General features: G+C 60.5%; 15 protein-coding genes. 6 read left to right on the forward strand and 9 right to left on the reverse strand.

Annotation, left to right across the window (positions count from 1 at the left end; translation table 11 throughout):
* Positions 1 to 113: 113 nt before the first annotated feature.
* From treZ to LVY75_01955, 3 genes are all read left to right on the forward strand, one after another.
* Positions 114 to 1,943: a malto-oligosyltrehalose trehalohydrolase gene (gene treZ / locus LVY75_01945; GenBank protein XAZ20750.1), complete on the forward strand. Its 1,830-nt coding sequence runs from the start codon at positions 114 to 116 to the stop codon at positions 1,941 to 1,943.
* Between the two features lie 76 nt (positions 1,944 to 2,019).
* On the forward strand, positions 2,020 to 3,483 hold the full coding sequence (locus LVY75_01950; GenBank protein XAZ21292.1) for a phosphatidylserine/phosphatidylglycerophosphate/cardiolipin synthase family protein: 1,464 nt from the start codon (positions 2,020 to 2,022) through the stop codon (positions 3,481 to 3,483).
* 94 nt (positions 3,484 to 3,577) lie between these two features.
* A complete protein-coding gene (locus LVY75_01955; GenBank protein XAZ20751.1) occupies positions 3,578 to 4,402 on the forward strand; it encodes an endonuclease/exonuclease/phosphatase family protein in 825 nt (274 codons plus the stop codon).
* A 14-nt stretch (positions 4,403 to 4,416) separates the two neighbouring features.
* Here the strand turns inward: LVY75_01955 and tehA are convergent, their stop codons facing one another.
* Both tehA and LVY75_01965 read right to left on the reverse strand, forming a co-directional pair.
* Positions 4,417 to 5,373 (reverse strand): dicarboxylate transporter/tellurite-resistance protein TehA, encoded by a 957-nt coding sequence (gene tehA / locus LVY75_01960; protein XAZ20752.1) that lies wholly within the window; start codon positions 5,371 to 5,373, stop codon positions 4,417 to 4,419.
* Between the two features lie 59 nt (positions 5,374 to 5,432).
* The gene (locus LVY75_01965) at positions 5,433 to 5,771 is read right to left on the reverse strand and encodes a carboxymuconolactone decarboxylase family protein (protein ID XAZ20753.1); all 339 of its coding nucleotides are present in this window, start codon (positions 5,769 to 5,771) and stop codon (positions 5,433 to 5,435) included.
* A gap of 120 nt (positions 5,772 to 5,891) precedes the next feature.
* On the opposite strand from LVY75_01965, the gene LVY75_01970 reads away from it, so the two are divergent.
* Positions 5,892 to 6,824 (forward strand): AraC family transcriptional regulator, encoded by a 933-nt coding sequence (locus LVY75_01970; GenBank protein ID XAZ20754.1) that lies wholly within the window; start codon positions 5,892 to 5,894, stop codon positions 6,822 to 6,824.
* 18 nt (positions 6,825 to 6,842) lie between these two features.
* On the opposite strand, the gene LVY75_01975 is transcribed toward LVY75_01970, so the two are convergent.
* Positions 6,843 to 7,748: a LysR family transcriptional regulator gene (locus LVY75_01975; protein ID XAZ20755.1), complete on the reverse strand. Its 906-nt coding sequence runs from the start codon at positions 7,746 to 7,748 to the stop codon at positions 6,843 to 6,845.
* Between the two features lie 110 nt (positions 7,749 to 7,858).
* Between LVY75_01975 and LVY75_01980 the strand changes: the two genes are divergently transcribed.
* Entirely contained in the window at positions 7,859 to 8,689 is an 831-nt protein-coding gene (locus LVY75_01980) for an SDR family oxidoreductase (GenBank protein XAZ20756.1), read from the forward strand.
* A gap of 6 nt (positions 8,690 to 8,695) precedes the next feature.
* Here the strand turns inward: LVY75_01980 and LVY75_01985 are convergent, their stop codons facing one another.
* Positions 8,696 to 9,691, reverse strand: coding sequence for an aldo/keto reductase (locus LVY75_01985; GenBank protein ID XAZ20757.1), 996 nt, complete (start codon positions 9,689 to 9,691; stop codon positions 8,696 to 8,698).
* Between the two features lie 273 nt (positions 9,692 to 9,964).
* Between LVY75_01985 and LVY75_01990 the strand changes: the two genes are divergently transcribed.
* On the forward strand, positions 9,965 to 10,855 hold the full coding sequence (locus tag LVY75_01990; GenBank protein ID XAZ20758.1) for a LysR substrate-binding domain-containing protein: 891 nt from the start codon (positions 9,965 to 9,967) through the stop codon (positions 10,853 to 10,855).
* A 3-nt stretch (positions 10,856 to 10,858) separates the two neighbouring features.
* Here the strand turns inward: LVY75_01990 and LVY75_01995 are convergent, their stop codons facing one another.
* The 5 genes from LVY75_01995 to LVY75_02015 form a co-directional block, all read right to left on the reverse strand.
* Positions 10,859 to 11,401, reverse strand: a complete 543-nt coding sequence (locus tag LVY75_01995; GenBank protein ID XAZ20759.1) for a transcriptional regulator — start codon at positions 11,399 to 11,401, stop codon at positions 10,859 to 10,861.
* 118 nt (positions 11,402 to 11,519) lie between these two features.
* On the reverse strand, positions 11,520 to 12,596 hold the full coding sequence (ugpC, locus tag LVY75_02000; GenBank protein XAZ20760.1) for a sn-glycerol-3-phosphate ABC transporter ATP-binding protein UgpC: 1,077 nt from the start codon (positions 12,594 to 12,596) through the stop codon (positions 11,520 to 11,522).
* 1 nt (position 12,597) lies between these two features.
* A complete protein-coding gene (locus LVY75_02005; protein ID XAZ20761.1) occupies positions 12,598 to 14,526 on the reverse strand; it encodes a glycoside hydrolase family 127 protein in 1,929 nt (642 codons plus the stop codon).
* A gap of 28 nt (positions 14,527 to 14,554) precedes the next feature.
* Entirely contained in the window at positions 14,555 to 15,418 is an 864-nt protein-coding gene (locus tag LVY75_02010; GenBank protein XAZ20762.1) for a carbohydrate ABC transporter permease, read from the reverse strand.
* Positions 15,418 to 16,329 carry a sugar ABC transporter permease gene (locus LVY75_02015; GenBank protein XAZ20763.1) on the reverse strand — a complete coding sequence of 304 codons (912 nt, stop codon included), beginning with the start codon at positions 16,327 to 16,329 and terminating at the stop codon, positions 15,418 to 15,420. Before LVY75_02015 ends, LVY75_02010 begins: the two co-directional genes overlap by 1 nt.
* Positions 16,330 to 16,344: the final 15 nt, after the last annotated feature.

The raw sequence follows: 16,344 nt of genomic DNA on the forward strand, positions 1-16,344 counted from the left end.
GCAATCTCTTGGCTTCCACTCTTAACCGGTCACGCAACCGATTGTTCCTGCCTGTTCGGAACAACCCGGGGCCTCAGGAATTTGGTGCTGACTGGAACCATACGGGGTGAGGGATGAGCCAGATCTCAAAGAACGGAACGAACATGGAAAGCACCGGGTGCTGGGGCGCAGAGTTGCTGGCGGACGGGAGCGCACATTTTCGTCTCTGGGCGCCGAGCGAGAATGCGATTTCGCTGCGCCATCGTGGCCGGGATATTCCGATGCATGATGCTGGAGACGGCTGGCTCGAGGCGACTGTGACGAAAGCCGTCGCCGGTGACGAGTACATGTTCGTCCTCTCGGATGGAAAAGCCGTCCCGGATCCAGCGTCGCGGGCGCAGGCTGGCAAGGTGGACGGCCCGTCGCTGATCGTCGATCCCCGCTACCAATGGCAAAATTCGCGCTGGCGCGGGCGCCCCTGGGAGGAGGCCGTGATCAGCGAAATCCATATCGGCGCCTTTACACCCGAGGGTACGTTCCGGGCGGCAGCGGAGAAACTGAAGCATCTTGCGCAAACCGGCATCACTGCGGTCGAAGTGATGCCGGTGGCGCAATTTGCCGGTAATCACGGCTGGGGTTACGACGGCGTGCTGCAGTACGCGCCGCATTCCGCTTATGGGACGCCTGGCGATTTCAAGGCTTTCATCGACGCGGCACATGGGCTCGGCCTCATGGTGCTGCTCGACGTCGTCTACAATCATTTTGGACCCGAGGGTAATTACCTGCAGACATATGCGCCCGGCTTCTTCCATAAGGATCGGCAAACGCCCTGGGGTGCGGCGATCGATTTCGGTCAGGAACCGGTGCGGCGCTTTTTCATCGAGAACGCACTCTACTGGATCGGTGAATTCCGGCTGGACGGGCTCAGGCTCGATGCCGTCGAGCAAATCCACGATACCTCCGGAAAGCATGTGCTCTTAGCGATTGCGGAAGAAGTGAAAGCTGCTTTCGCCGACAGGCAGGTTCATCTGGTCGTCGAAGACCAACGCAATCTCGTGGAACTGCTTGTCCGCGACGAGACCGGCGCTCCCAAAGCCTACAAGGCCGAATGGAATGATGATTTTCATCATGTGGCCCACATCATCGCGACCGACGAAACCATCGGTCACTACAAGCCTTTCGCCGATCAGCTCTGGCAAAAGCTTCGCCTCGCGCTCCAGCACGGCTTCATTTATCCCGATCGAACCGATCGGCCGGAGCTACCCGTTGGCGAACGCCGCTACCTGCCGCCGACGGCCTTTGTCGATTTCCTGCAGAACCACGACCAGATCGGAAACCGTGCGTTCGGCGAACGGCTGGTGAGCCTTTCCGATCCCGAGATGCTGGACGCGTTGACCGCGATCCTCCTGCTTTCACCTCATATTCCCTTTCTCTTCATGGGGGAGGAGTACGGGGAGAGGCGGCCCTTCTATTTCTTCACCGACTACACGGGCGAACTCGCCAAGATAGTCCGCGAGGGTCGCATGGCGGAAGCCGAGGGTTTCGGCGGATTGAAGGCCGGCAGAAGCGTGGCCGATCTGCCTGATCCAAATGCGCCTTCGACCTTCGAAAATTCAAAACTCGACTGGCAACGGCGGGAGAACGAAGAGGGTCGGAAAAGCCTGGCTTTCGTCGCCGAACTCCTGAAGTTGCGCAAGACCTATATCGTGCCGCTGCTGCGGCAAAACTGGGCCATCGAGAGCGGTGTGCTCGAAGCGCCCGAAGGGGCGGTCGCCGTCTGGTGGAAGTTTGCCAACCTGACGCTGGCGCTCCGCGCCAATTTGTCAGGGCAGGCACTGGTCCTGCCGTCAATCGCGGGAACTGTGATCTACGAGCACTACGGCCGGGAAGCAAAGCCTGCCGAGAACGGCGCGCTGCCGCCCCATTCGGTTGTCTTTGCCATAGATATTGAGCCGGCAAATTAAGCATCTGAAAAATTCGCGTCGTAAGCGAGCTTCGGACTGATTGAACGCAGGCCATTCGCGGCTATATGCTGTGGCGATGTTTCAGCTGCTGTCGACCTATTGGCCGCATATCCTCTTCGTCATCTCGATTGCCATGGGGGCAGCGGCGGCGATCCATGCCACCATGACCAAGGAAGAGGTCCGGGCTGCAACCGGCTGGGTGGGCGTCATCATCCTCTCGCCGATCGTTGGCGCGCTGCTTTACATGATTGCCGGCATCAACCGTATCCGCCGCAAGTCGCTGAGCCTTCGGCGTGATGCGCTGCTGCCTGCCGCCGATCTGGACGAGCTCGAGAAATTCGACGCGGAGACTGAAGCCGTCATCAGCCAGTTCGGCCGGCGTTTTGCTGCCCTGCAGACGCTCGGCGATCGCGTTACGCGCTACCCGCTGACGACAGGCAATACGATCGACATGCTGGAAAACGGCGACGAAGCCTATGCAGCAATGAAGACGGTAATCGATGACGCGCAGAGCAGCATCCTGCTCGAAACCTATATCTTCGACCGCGACAGGATCGGGCTGCGCATCGCCGACGCGCTGATTGCAGCCGTCAGGCGCGGCGTGGAAGTGCGTGTACTGATCGACGCCGTCGGGGCACGCTATTCGGTGCCGAGCATTCTCGGGTACCTGAAGGAAGGGGGCGTCACCGTCGATGTCTTCAACGGCAATGTCATCATGGGGCTCAGGCTGCCCTATGCCAACCTGCGCACTCACCGCAAGATCCTGATCGCGGATGGAAAGACCGCGTTGACCGGCGGCATGAATATCCGCGAAGGCTTCAGCGAGGAGGCGGTCGGCGGGAGTTTTGCCCACGACACGCATTTCAGCGTCAGCGGCCCGGCGGTTGCCGATCTCTTCGACGTCGCGGCTGAGGATTGGCGTTTCACGACAGGCGAAGTCCTGAACGCGGAGGCTTGGCGCATCGATCGGCCAGAACGCAAGCGCGGCGATCCGGTCTTCATGCGTGTCGTCGCTTCCGGGCCGGACCGGAGCGTGGAGACGAACCACAAGATGCTGATGGGCGCCTTTTCCGTAGCGCGCCAGTCGATCCGGATCATGTCGCCTTACTTTTTGCCGGATCGGGAGCTGATCAGTGCGCTGGCAACAGCAGCCCGGCGTGGCGTGGAGGTCGATATCGTCGTGCCCGCCGCCAACAATCTCGTTCTGGTCGACCGGGCGATGACCGCGCAGTTCGACCAGATGGTCAGGAATTATTGCCGCATCTGGCGTTCGACCGGCAGCTTCAGCCATTCTAAGCTGCTCTCCATCGATGGAACCTGGGCCTATGTCGGCTCCTCCAATCTCGATCCGCGCTCACTGCGGTTGAATTTCGAGGTGGATCTTGAAGTACTGAATGCGGGCTTTGCCGGCGAAATCGATGAGCGCATAGACGATGCCATCAAGTCCGCCACGCCCGTGACGCTTGAGGGGCTGTGGTCGCGGCCCTTCCTGGTGCGGCTTCTCGAAAAGGTGCTTTGGCTGGGTTCGCCGTATCTTTGAACGAGTTTTCGTGATTGCGGCATGGCAAGTTTTATTGCGCTGCCTATAATCTGGGAAAAAAGCTTTTCGAGCAATGGAGCCGGCGTTCCTTCCGATGCAAGCCAAAAAGAAAGACAGTCTCCCCGCCAGTATCATCGCTTCCATCAAGAACAGGAAGAAACGCGTCGAGACCTGGCGTGCCGGGCTGAAGCCGCGCAGTGACGGAACGCTGATCGCCTCCTACAATGTCCATAAATGCGTCGGCACCGATCGACGCTTCGATCCGGAACGCACGAGCCGTGTCATCCATGAGATCGATGCCGATGTGATCGCCTTGCAGGAAGCCGATACGCGCTTCGGCGAGCGTACCGGCATTCTCGATCTCGCCCGGCTGGAGCGCGATACCGGGCTTGTTCCTGTTCCAATTTCAGGGGCTGTGAAAGCACATGGCTGGCACGGCAATGTGGTGCTCGTGCGAAAGGGCCTGGTGCATGACGTGCATCAGGTGAAGCTGCCGGGCCTGGAGCCCCGTGGCGCACTGGTTGCGGAAATAGAGCTCGAATCTGGCGGCAAACTGCGCATCATTGCCGCCCATTTCGGGCTGCTGCGCCATTCGCGGGCACAACAGGCAAAGACGCTGGTCGATCTCATCAGCGACCGTCATGAAATGCCGACAATCCTGCTTGGCGATCTCAACGAATGGCGGCTCGGTGACCGCTCGTCTCTTCACACCTTTCAGATGGCCTTCGGTCCGCTGCCGCCCGCCGTTCCGAGTTTTCCGGCCGGCTTGCCGGTCCTGGCGCTTGACCGCATCATTGCCAACCGGAAAGGGATCATCTCCGCAGTGGAGGTGCATGACACTCCGCTCGCCCGCATGGCGTCCGACCACCTGCCGATCAAGGCGGTGGTCGATCTGCAGCAGGAGCTGGCAAGGACCTGAAATCGTTCGGGCTTTCAGGCCCGGACGGGAGCGGGAAGGAGCTTGCCTTTAAGCAGCAGCCACAGTGTGCCGATCGCGATAAGCGCAAGTGCGATATTGACCAGGATGAAGATCACCGGCGCAAGATGGCTGATCGCTCCAGTGTCGCCATGTCCCATCAGACGCAAGCCGGCAGTCGAAAGCGCCGTCAGGCCGAAGGTGAAGGCCCAGTATGAGCCTGCGAAGGGCTGCTGCATGATCCAGGGCAGCTGACGGCCGACAATCAGAACCTGCAGAATGGCGTAGCCGAACATTGCATGCACGAACATATCGGGCGCACCGCCGGTGACGCTGAGATAAGCTACGCTGCCAACGGCAGGCGGGGCAATCTGGATGCCAAGAGTTGGCCGAAGGGGAGCGGCAAGTTCCGGGGCCATCAACAGCCGGTGCAGCAGCACGGATTCGATCGCCAGCCACGAGAAGAACCCTGCGCCAAAGGCGAGCTGGCCCCAATCGGCATAACCAAGCGTACCTGCCGCAATAGCGGTGACGAAGGAGCCGGCAACCGTTGGCAGATAGAGGACCGGCGTGTTGGTGACCGGATCACGTCCGCCACGCCACAGAAGCCCGGTTCGCCACAGCAGGAAAAACAGGGTGACGGCAAATCCGACCATTGCCAGCGCTTCGGCCGCGATATGCGAATAAGGAAGTATAGCAACTCCTGCCAACATGGTCGCAACACCGATCAGCCCGACAAAGCAGCACTGTATGGGATGCTCAAGCTCGGCCATCGCCTCCTTCGGCGCGATGAGCCATTTTGCTGCGTAGAGGAGAACGAGGAGCAGCCAGATGGCGAAGCCGAGCAGGCTGATCGCCTCGCCTATACCAGGCGAGACGGGCCAGACGGCAGAGGCAGCGCGCCAACTGTTGCCGAGCCCGACAACGCCGAGAACAATGCCAAAGAATGCAGCGGGTATGCGGGGCAGCGACATTTTCGTTTCTCCGGGCTGATCCGGCGGGCGCTACGCCCCACCGGCAGTGCAGGTGGTCGTCACTTAGCAATAGCGTCGGCAGCGTCCATGACGCGAGCCGAATAGACAAGAGCAGCGCCTGCATTGACAGAAATTGCAACGCCGAGGGCTTCGGCAATTTCTTCCTTCGTGGCGCCAAGCTTCTGGGCTTCGGTTGTATGCACGACGATACAGCCATCGCAACGAACGGTAACAGCGACGGCAAGAGCTATCAGTTCGCGCTGTTTGGCGTCGAGGTGATTTGTCTTCTGCCCGGCCGTCGAAAGGGTCTGGTAGCCTTTGATGGTTTCGGGCGCGATTTTGGAGAGTTCGCCGATCCGGCCGAAGAGTTCGCTGCGATATTCCTTCCAGTCCAACATGAAAGTCACTCCATCTGAAATCAGCACCGGCGTGATTGCCTCTGCTGCCGGAAATGACTATGACCGCAAGGGCCGATACTTTGAATGCTCAGGAAGGTCATTTTCTAGCGCGATCGTCTCATGGATGTTTTAAGCCGCCTCATTGAACTTGCCCGCCTACAGCCAACGCTCGACATTCGCTGCCGGCTGCAAGGCGCGTTTCATATCGATCACGAACCCGTTGCAGCAGGTACGTTGCCGTTTCATCTGATCCTGGGCGGCGACTGTCTCATTCGCCTCGGCTCCGGTCGTGAAATCACCTTGCGCTCCGGCGATTTTCTGCTGCTGCCGCGCGGCGACGCGCATGCGATTATCGGTTTGCGGCCACGCGGAGAAATGCAGCCGCTGCGCGTTACGACGGGCGGTATGTTGCCCTTGCGCGAAAATGGTCAAGGCGAGGCCGATGTCGACCTGCTCTGCGGTCATTTTGATTGCGCTCCAGGATCGGCAGCCTTGCTGCTCGACAGCCTGCCTGACGTCTTTCACGTATCGCTCGCTGCGGAATCGGAGGAAATGCTGAAGACGCTTGTTGCCATGCTCTACAGGGAAACAGCTGAAGAGAAGCCGGGAGCATTGGCGATTATCACCGCGACTTGTCTCTCGCTCTTCATCATGGCGGTAAGGGCGGGCAAGGCCTCTCCCATCGCATCGGCGGGACTGTTGCAGTTGCTTGGCGATGCCAGGCTTGGCAAATCCGCAGTGGCGATAATGTCCTCGCCGGCCCTTGCCTGGACGATTGATGATCTTGCCCGCCATTCGGCCATGTCGCGGGCAACCTACGCCCGGCAATTTCGCGAGCGCGCCGGAATGACGGTCGGCGCATTCCTGACCGATATCAGGATGATGCTGGCGAGCGACCTGCTGCTCCGGACGCGGCGAACGGTTGCAGATATTGCTGCAGAGGTCGGTTATGAATCCGAAGCTGCCTTTGGCAAGGCTTTCAAGGCACGACGGGGCATAACACCGGCCCGCTACCGTTCTGCGGAACAGGCAAGGCAGACCGGGCAGCAGTGATGGCCCAGGAACGGTGCGCTAGCCGCTGTGCCGTTCCACTTCCGTCAGGACGGAGATAAAGGCGCGCAGACTCTGCGGCACGTGCCTATGACCGGAATAGTAGAGGCAGAGACCGGGTATCGGCGGACACCAGTCGTCAAGAACGGAGACCAGTGCGCCGCTGGCAAGATAGGGCCGGGCAACCCTTTCCGCCACATACGCAATGCCAAGACCCTTCGCAGCCGCCTCCGCCATCAGTCCCACATGATCGAGCGTCAGTGCGCCAGACACCTCCATGGTCACTTCCTGTCCGTGTTTTTCAAACTCCCAGCGATAGAGCTTGCCACTCGGCATGCGCAGGCGAATGCAGCGGTGATGCCTCAGATCCTCCGGTGTTATCGGTGATTTGTGATTTCTCAGATAGGTGGGTGCGGCAACCGCAAGGAAGCGTGCGTCTCCCCCGAATTCTACAGCGACCATATCGAGCGGTACGGATTCTCGCAGGCGGATGCCGGCGTCGAAACCTTCGCTGACAATATCCACCAGCCGGTTTTCGGTCACCACATCGAGCGATATCGCGGGATAACGTTCGAGAAAAAGAGGGATGGCCGTATTCATCAGCACTCGGGCCGCAATCTCGCTGGCATTGATGCGCAGAGTGCCACTTGGCTGACCGCTGAATTCGCCGACTGCGTCGAGCGCCAGATCAAGATCCCGCAACACGGGCTTCAGCCTGTCGAGAAGCATTTCGCCGGCTTCGGTGACTGCGACGCTGCGTGTCGTGCGATGCAGCAGGCGCACGCCCATGCGCGCCTCCATGTTGCGCATCATGTGGCTCAGCGTCGAAGGCGATAAGCCAAGTTCACCGGCCGCCCTGCGGAAGCTGCGGTATGTGACGATTGCCGCAAAGGCGTTGAGATCATCAAGTGTCGGCCGGTAACTCATGGGTATTTTTCAACAACTCATGCAAGTTTGAACGGATTATCACATCAATAATCACCTCTATCTTTGCTGTCATCAAGCCGCGATCCAGCGGCATCAGAAAGGTAGAGACGATGACGAAGACATGGTTCATCACGGGCACATCCTCGGGTTTCGGCCGGATCATGACCGAGAAGCTGCTGGCGCGCGGCGATCGGGTGGCCGCCACCCTGCGAAAGCGGGAGGCCCTGGCTGACCTTGAGGCGCAGTATGGCGAACGGCTCTGGGTCGCAAACCTGGACGTCACCGACGACCGGGCCGTTCGTGCAGTCGTCGACGCCACCTTTCAGCAGATGGGGCGCATCGACGTCGTCGTCAGCAATGCCGGCTACGGCCTGTTTGGCGCTGCAGAAGAGGTGAGCGATGCGCAGATCCGTCATCAGATCGATACCAACCTGATTGGCTCCATCCAGGTGATCCGCGCGGCCTTGCCGCATCTGCGTCAGCAGGGCGGGGGTCGCATCCTGCAGGTCGCTTCGGAAGGCGGACAGATCGCCTATCCGAATTTCAGCCTCTATCACGCGACCAAATGGGGGATCGAAGGTTTCATCGAGGCGGTAGCGCAGGAAGTTGCTTCCTTTGGCATCGACATCACCATTGCCGAACCGGGACCGGCGGGCACGGATTTCGGCGCCGGTCTCGTCAGGCCGCCGCAGATGGATGTCTACGAGGACACGCCGGCCGGCCAGGTGCGCAGGGCAATTGCCGGCGGCTCGTTCAAGATCCTGGGCGATCCGGTGAAGATGACCGACGCGATGATCGCGGCGGCCGAAAAACAACCGGCACCCAAAAGACTTGCGCTTGGCAGCACGACCTATCAGTCGATCCGCAAGGCTCTGGGCGAGCGGCTTGCCGAGCTGGAAGCACAGAAGGAGATCACGCTGTCGACCGATATCGACGCCTGACTACCCTCAGCGGTCGATCGTCGCCATGATCGTGTCGTTGTAGCGCTTGCCGGAAACCTTGCCGGGGGCAAGCGCTTCATCGAGCGCCTTCATGTGTTCGGCGCTAAGCGCGATGGAGGCAGCTGCGATATTGTCTTCCAGATAGGCGCGGCGTTTGGTGCCGGGGATCGGCACGAAATCGCTGCCCTTGTGGAGGATCCAGGCGAGCGCCACCTGGCCGGGCTTGACTCGGAGCGAGGATGCAACGGAGCGGACGGCCTCGGCCGCGCGAACATTGGCGTCGTAATTTTCGCCCTGATAGCGTGGATCGCCACGGCGGAAATCGCCTTCCGGATAATCCTCGGCGCGCTTGACCTCTCCGGTCAGGAAGCCTCGGCCGAGTGGGCTGAAGGGCACGAGACCGATGCCGAGTTCCTTCAAAACGGGGATGACGTCGGCTTCCAAATTGCGTTCCCACAGCGAATATTCGCTCTGAACGGCTGAGACGGGCAAGACGGCATGAGCGCGGCGGATATTGGCGACACCGGCTTCGGAAAGCCCGAAATAGCGAACCTTGCCTTCCTTGACGAGTTCGGCAACGGTAGCAGCGACGTCCTCCATCGGGACAGCCGGGTCGACGCGGTGCTGGTAGATGAGATCGATGTGGTCGGTGGCAAGACGCTTGAGCGAGCCCTCGACGGCGCTGCGAATGGTTTGTGGCCGGCTGTCGCGCTCGGTGCCGACCTGCTTGCCATCCTTCAGGCGAAAGCCGAATTTGGTGGCGAGCGTCACCTCGTTGCGGCGACCCTTCAGCGCACGGCCGAGCAATTCCTCATTCCTGTAGGGGCCGTAGACCTCTGCCGTGTCGAGAAAGGTGCAGCCGAGCTCGATGGCGCGGTGAAGGGTGGCGATGGATTCCGTTTCATCCGCCGGGCCGTAGGACTGGCTCATTCCCATGCATCCGAGGCCGATGGCCGATACTTCAAGTCCCTGGCTGCCGAGTTTGCGCTTCTGCATCATCATGCTCCTGCTTCTCAAATGGGAGAGGTCTATATAGACCCCAGCGCAGGATTATGAATGCGCGAAAATCCCGATAAACTGCGTGAGCGTTCAGGTATTCCGACGGCGTCGGTTGTTGCTGCCATCAGATGTGTAGGTGACGAGACGAAGCGCATCCATCACTACGGCAATGATTTGCTTCCACATGGCGTTTCTCCTTTCGCCAGTGTTCTCCTCCTCTTGCGCCCAGTGTTCAAACGAGCTTATCGTCGGTTTCGGATAACTTGAGGTTATGGGATGAAACGCGGCAGGCTTCCCCTGACGGCATTGCGCAGCTTCGAGGTTGCCGGCCGGCTCGAAAGCTTCACGCTTGCGGCGGAGGAACTGTTCATCTCGCAGGCGGCCGTCAGCCGGCAGATCCGCGAGTTGGAGCAACTGTTGGGTGAGCCGCTTTTCGAGCGGCGTCATCGCAGTGTTCTGCTGACGGGAAGCGGACGGAAACTGCTTGCCATGCTCACTCCATCCTTTGACCGGATCGATGAGTGCCTGGAGGATATCCGCGGAGCTTCAATGTCTGCGGATCTGAAAGTCAGCGTCGAGCCTTCCTTTGCCGCTTGCTGGCTGGTGCCACGACTGCCGGAATTCCGCAAACGTCACCCTGACGTCGAGATCTTGCTCGATGCCGATCCGAGGACGATCGAATTTCGTACCGGGCAGGCGCAGATCGCGATCAGGCACAGCGCCACCGTCACTGCATGGCCACGAACGGAAAGCCGGCACCTGATCGATGTCCGCATGGTGCCGGTGATCGCATCCGATCTTCTGGAGCGTGGCACGCCGATCTCCTCTCCGCATGACATCTTTGCGTATGGGCTTTTGCATGAGGAAACCCGCGACGCCTGGAGCCGGTGGTTTCGGGCGGCTGGCCTTGCCATGCCCGAGACGGCGAGGGGGCCGGTCTATGCCGATGACGGCCTCGTGTTGCAGGCGGCGCTGCGCGGCCAGGGCGTTGCGCTCCTTGATGAAGCCTTTGCAGAGGAGGAAATCCGGGGTGGCCGTTTACGACAGCTTTTCGATCTCGCTGTGCCGAACGGCGCCTATTGGCTGGTGACCCGCAGCTTCGACCGCCTTCCACCTCCGGCCGCGGATTTTGCACGCTGGGTCACCGAAAGCTTTCACAAGCGCTGACGTCTACCTGCCTGTCGCCATCCGCTTTTGGGCGGCCTCGCGGACAAGCTTCCATCGGGTAAGCTCAAGCGTGGCGTCTGCCAATGCGCGATGCGCCGGGATTGCCGCCTTGCTTTCCTCGACGATACCGTCAATGAGCTTCGACAGCTCTGTCTCGGTGACAGTCGCTCCTGTCAATTCGCGCGCCGTGGCCATAAAGGCATCACGTGACTTGCCGAGCCTGAGAGCATGGCGCGGAAAGCCTGCGGCGCGCAGGAGAACGCTGAGCCATTTTCCATCCCATGACGGCGCGCTCGCATAGAGATCATGGCCGGTCAAAACCTCGATCATTTCGCCGGCGACCTGTTCCACCGGCACGCCCTGCGACGCGAGCAGCGCTTGCGGAATCCCGTGGATTGCTTCCGCATCCGCAGCCCAATCGTCCCAGTCGGGGGCAGGCCGGATCAAGGTCGAGTGCGAGCGTCCGTCCTCGAACACCCAGGCAACCTCGATAGGAACGCTTTTCTTGCTGAGGGACGAAGCCTCGAAATCCAGGAAAACGATCAATGCAACGCGACAGGCGAGAGCTGCCCTCCAGCGAAAGACTTTATCCCGATCGGACGGTGCCTCAAGTTTAGGGCGTCGGCTCGAACGAACAGGAAATGCAGCCTAGCTCTGCCGGCATTTATTTGTCGAGCCGCGTGCCATCGGCGCTGAAGATATGCAGGTGGGCAGGATCACAGACGAAAGCGAGCTGACTGCCGGTCGCGATGTCGCCAGATCCTCTATATTCGACAGTCAGAGGCTGACTGTCGCCAAGCTGGCAATAGAGGAATTGAGTCCCGCCGAGATATTCGTCGAAATCAACCCTTGCCGCCAGGACCCCATCCCGCGGTTCGGCAATGCTCAGATGTTCCGGCCGTGCGCCGAGCGTGATCTTCTGCCCTGCCGTCAGGCCCGCGCCGCCGATCGGCGAACGAATGCGGTTGCCGGCCACCAGAATGCTGCCGTCACCTGCCCAGCTTGCCTCCAGCAGATTCATGCGCGGCGAACCGATGAAGCCGGCAACAAAGACATTATTGGGTCTTTCGTAGATCTCGCGCGGTGTTCCCGCCTGTTCGATATGCCCGTCACGCAGCACGACAATCTTGTCGGCAAGCGTCATTGCCTCGGTCTGGTCGTGCGTGACGTAGATCATCGTATTGCCGAGCTCACGGTGGAGCCTGGCGATCTCGATGCGCATGGAGACCCGCAATTCTGCATCGAGGTTCGACAGCGGCTCATCGAAAAGAAAGACCTCCGGCTTTCGGACGATCGCACGGCCGATCGCCACGCGCTGCCGCTGTCCACCGGATAGCTGGCCCGGTCGGCGGTCAAGCAGATGGTCGATCTTCAGGATCGCCGAGGCCGCCTTGACGCGGGCCTCGATTTCCGAGGCCTGCGTCCGCGCCATTTTCAGGCCGAAGGCGAGATTGTCGCGCACACTCATATGCGGATAGAGCGCATAAGACTGAAAGACCATGGCGATGCCGCGATCAGAGGGGTCCAGATCGGTGACGTTACGTCCCTTGATCTCGATCTCGCCGTCGGTGACATCCTCCAGCCCGGCGATCATGCGCAGCAGCGTCGATTTTCCGCATCCGGAGGGACCGACGAAGACGACGAACGACCCCTCCGATATGGTCAGGTCGATGCCGTGGATGACTTCCAGATTGCCGAAACTCTTGCGAATTTCGGTCAGCACGACGCCCGTATCCGCCATTTTATTCACCGCGCGCCTCGCCGGCTCTGACCCAGACGAGCATCTCGCCCGGTTCGCGATTGTCCCAGAAAGGATAGGGCACGAAACGCGCGCTCGCCTGTTTTGCGGCAGGCGGAGACGTACGGTAGAGCGCGGCGCCCCAATCGGCCGCGTCGCGGCTGATAGGAAGGTCGAGAGCGACTGCCCCGCGAAGGCCTGCAATTTCTGATGTCTTCGCCTGCGAGACATCGGCGGAAAGGGTAATGCCATTCAGCCCCTCGCCATTGTCGGTCTCCTCGACGCAATAGACGAGCGGACCGCGCATCAGCGCCGTGCGGCCGGCATCCTGGCGGACCAGCGGGTTGGCAAAGAGCTTACGGGTGGTCAGCGGGATCGAGAGATCCACCTTGTCGCCGCTCTTCCAATCGCGCTCGATACGCGCATAACCATCGATGACGACGGATTGCAGATCGAGCTTTTCGCCGTTGACGGAGAGCGCCGCACCTTCGGCCCATTCCGGTATGCGTAGCGACAGCGCGAAACGGGCGGGATGGTCGAGCGCCACATCGAAATGGATCGCGCCATCCCAGGGATAGCGGGTCTGCTGGGAAAGCTCGACCTTGGCGCCGGCAAGATCGAAACGCGCCTTGCTTTCCCCGTAGAGATGGACGGCAATCTCGTCTTCGGCGATCGCATACATATAGGAGCCGACGGAGGCGAGCAGGCGGGCAATGTTCGGCGGGCAGCAAGGGCAATGGTGCCAGATCCAGCGGTGATGCTTGCCGGCACTTTCCAGCGGGTTCTCGTAGAAGAAGCGCGTGCCGTCGAGCGACAGACCGGCCATGGCACCGTTGTAGAGCGCCTGCTCCATGATATCGGCGTAACGACGATTTGGACCGCGGCCGAGCATGCGGTTCGCCCAGAAGACCAGGCCGACGGAGGCGCAGGTCTCGGCATAGGCGCTTTCGTTCGGCAGGTCGTAATAGTCGGTAAAGCCTTCGTTGGAGGCGGCCGGGCCGATACCGCCGGTGACATACATCTGCTTGGTCGTCAGGTCGTCCCAGAGAGTCTCGAGTGCTGATGTCAGCGGATCATCGTTGTATTCGGTCGCGATATCGGCCATGCCGGCATAGAGATACATGGCGCGCACCGCATGGCCGACGACCTTCTTCTGTTCGCGCACCGGCAGATGCGCCTGGCCATATTCATAGGTCTTCTGGTGGAAATCGGCAGCACTGCGACCGTCGCGGGCAGCCTCGTCGGTGAAGAAATGCGGTTCGGTGCCGCGCTCGTCGATGAAGAACTTCGAGAGGTCGAGATATTTCTTCTCGCCGGTGACACGCGCCAGCTTGACCAGCGCAAGTTCTACCTCTTCGTGTCCGCAATAGCCGGGGAACTGGCCGGGGCCGTGGCCGAAGACCGTGATCAGGTAATCGGCATAACGGCTCATAATGTCGAGCAGCTTCTTCTTGCCGGTCGCCTGGTAATAGGCGACGGCGCCTTCGATCAGGTGTCCGGCGCAATAGAGCTCGTGATGATCGCGCAGGTTCGTCCAGCGCCGGCCGGGCTGTACGCGTTGGAACCAGGCGTTCAGATAGCCGTCCTTGTCCTGGAGTTTCTCATACATGTCGATAATCTGGTCGACGCGGGCCTCGAGTTGCGGATTGGGCCGACGGTAGAGTGAATAGGCAACGGTCTCGATCGACTTGCCGAGGTCGCTGTCCCAGAACATCTGTGTCGTGCCGCCCCAGGGACCGATCGGAATGACGACGCCAGGGCTCGGCTGCGTCACGTCGATTGCCTGCAGCATGCCGGCCTCGACACAGCGGTCGAGCAGCGTTTCGGCGGTGGAATCGCAGATCGCGTCCTGGCGATCGCCAAACAGCCCCTGCAATTCGACACTTGGCACGGGCAGGGGACGGAACTGGCGATCTCTTTTCAGCTGGTTCATGGCTTCATCCATTTTTGTTGAAAGGTCATCATTTCACCGCGCCGGCCATCAGCCCGCGCATGTAGTAGCGTTGCAGGAGCAGGAAGACGATCAGGCAGGGGATCGTCATGACGACGACGCCGGCCTGGACCGCGCCCCAGTTGATGGCGCCGAGGCGTCCGGCGCGCACCGCCGTCATCAGGACGGGAAGCGTGTATTTCTCGTTGCTGGAGAGCAGCACGAGGGCGGCGAGGAACTCGTTCCAGGCATTGAGGAAGGCAAAGATCGCGACTGTCGCAATGCCCGGCAGGACCAGCGGCAAGAGAACACGGATCAGCAGTCGCAGGTCCCGGGCACCGTCGATGCGGGCGGCTTCCTCGATCTCCTTCGGCACCGCGTCGAAGGCGTTGCGCATCATGAAGACGGAGAAGGGAAGTTGCAGCGTGACATAGACGAGGGTCAGCCCCAGCAGCGAATTGTTGAGGCCGAGCTTTGCCAGGATGATGAAGAGCGGCGTCAGGATCGACTGGAACGGGATCATCAGCGTTGCGATGATCAGCACGAAGAGGGCATTTTTCAGTGGGAAGCGGTAGCGAGAGAAGCCATAGCCAGCGAGCAGGCTGACGGCGACCGTCAGCAGTACCGTTGCCAGCGAAACCAAGAGCGAGTTGATCATGTGCCGCCAGATGCCGGCGCCGAACGTATCGAGCAGTGCATAGGCATCGAAGCTGACACCTGTCGTCGGCCATAGCGGCAGCGGCGGCAGGCTCGACTCCGTACCGTGCCGGAAGGAGGCAAAGAGCGTGATGATGAAGGGCGCCAGGAAGAAGACCGAAATGGCGATCCCGGCGACATGATAGGCCGATTGCGACCTAAAGCGCTTGCGGGCGCGGCGTTCCCGTGAGGAGATCATCAGCGTTCCTCCCCGACGCGCAGCAGCCAGAGCTGGACGATGGATATCGCAACCAGGATCGCCAGAAGAGCGATCGACAGGGCGGACCCGTAGCCCAGATTGAAGGATACGAAGGACTGGTTGAAGATGTAGTAGACGACCGAGATCATCTTGTTCTGCGGTCCACCGGAGGTCATGATGTAGAACTGGTCGAAGGCAAGGATTGACCCGGTGACCGAGACGATCAGCGCTAGCGCAATCGTTTTGCGCATCAGCGGCAGAGTCAGATGCCGGAAGCGCTGCCAGCGGCCGGCGCCATCGATGCGGGCGGCCTCGGTCAATTCTGACGGAATGGCCTGAAGTCCGGTCAACAGGATGATCATGGTAAAGCCCGCGATCTTCCAGACGACCATGACGATGATGGTTGCGAAGGCGGTATCGAAGCTCGCCATGATATTGGGGCTTCGCTCCACGAGGCCGAGCGCGCGAAGGGCGGGGCCGAAGAAGCCGCTATCGACATTGGCAAGCCAGACCCACAGAAGCGATGCCGTCGCCAGTCCCACCACGACGGGCAGGAAGATGATCGTCCGGTAGGTGCTGACGAAGCGGCGTTCCTTTTCGACGAATATTGCCAGCGGGAAGGCGATCGCAAAGATCGCGATGGTCACGATGACGGTGTAGTAGGCGGTGAAATTCAGAGCCGCCATAAAGCGGCTGTCGTTCCACATGCGGGTATAGTTGGCAAAACCAATCCAGCGCGAGGCGCCCATCAGCGGCCAGTTGTGCAGGCTCATCCAGCCGGTGAACAGCACGGGCATGACGAAGAAGACGATGACGAGCGCCATGGCGGGCGCAATGTAGAGAAAGCCGCGCCATTGCGACCTTCGCCGTTTTCGGACAGCGCGCGTGCGCTGAGGACCGGAACCGGTCATCGAAACCTCCGCATT

Origin of the sequence: Sinorhizobium sp. B11, assembly GCA_039725955.1 — a bacterium.
Taxonomy (GTDB): Bacteria; Pseudomonadota; Alphaproteobacteria; order Rhizobiales; family Rhizobiaceae; genus Rhizobium.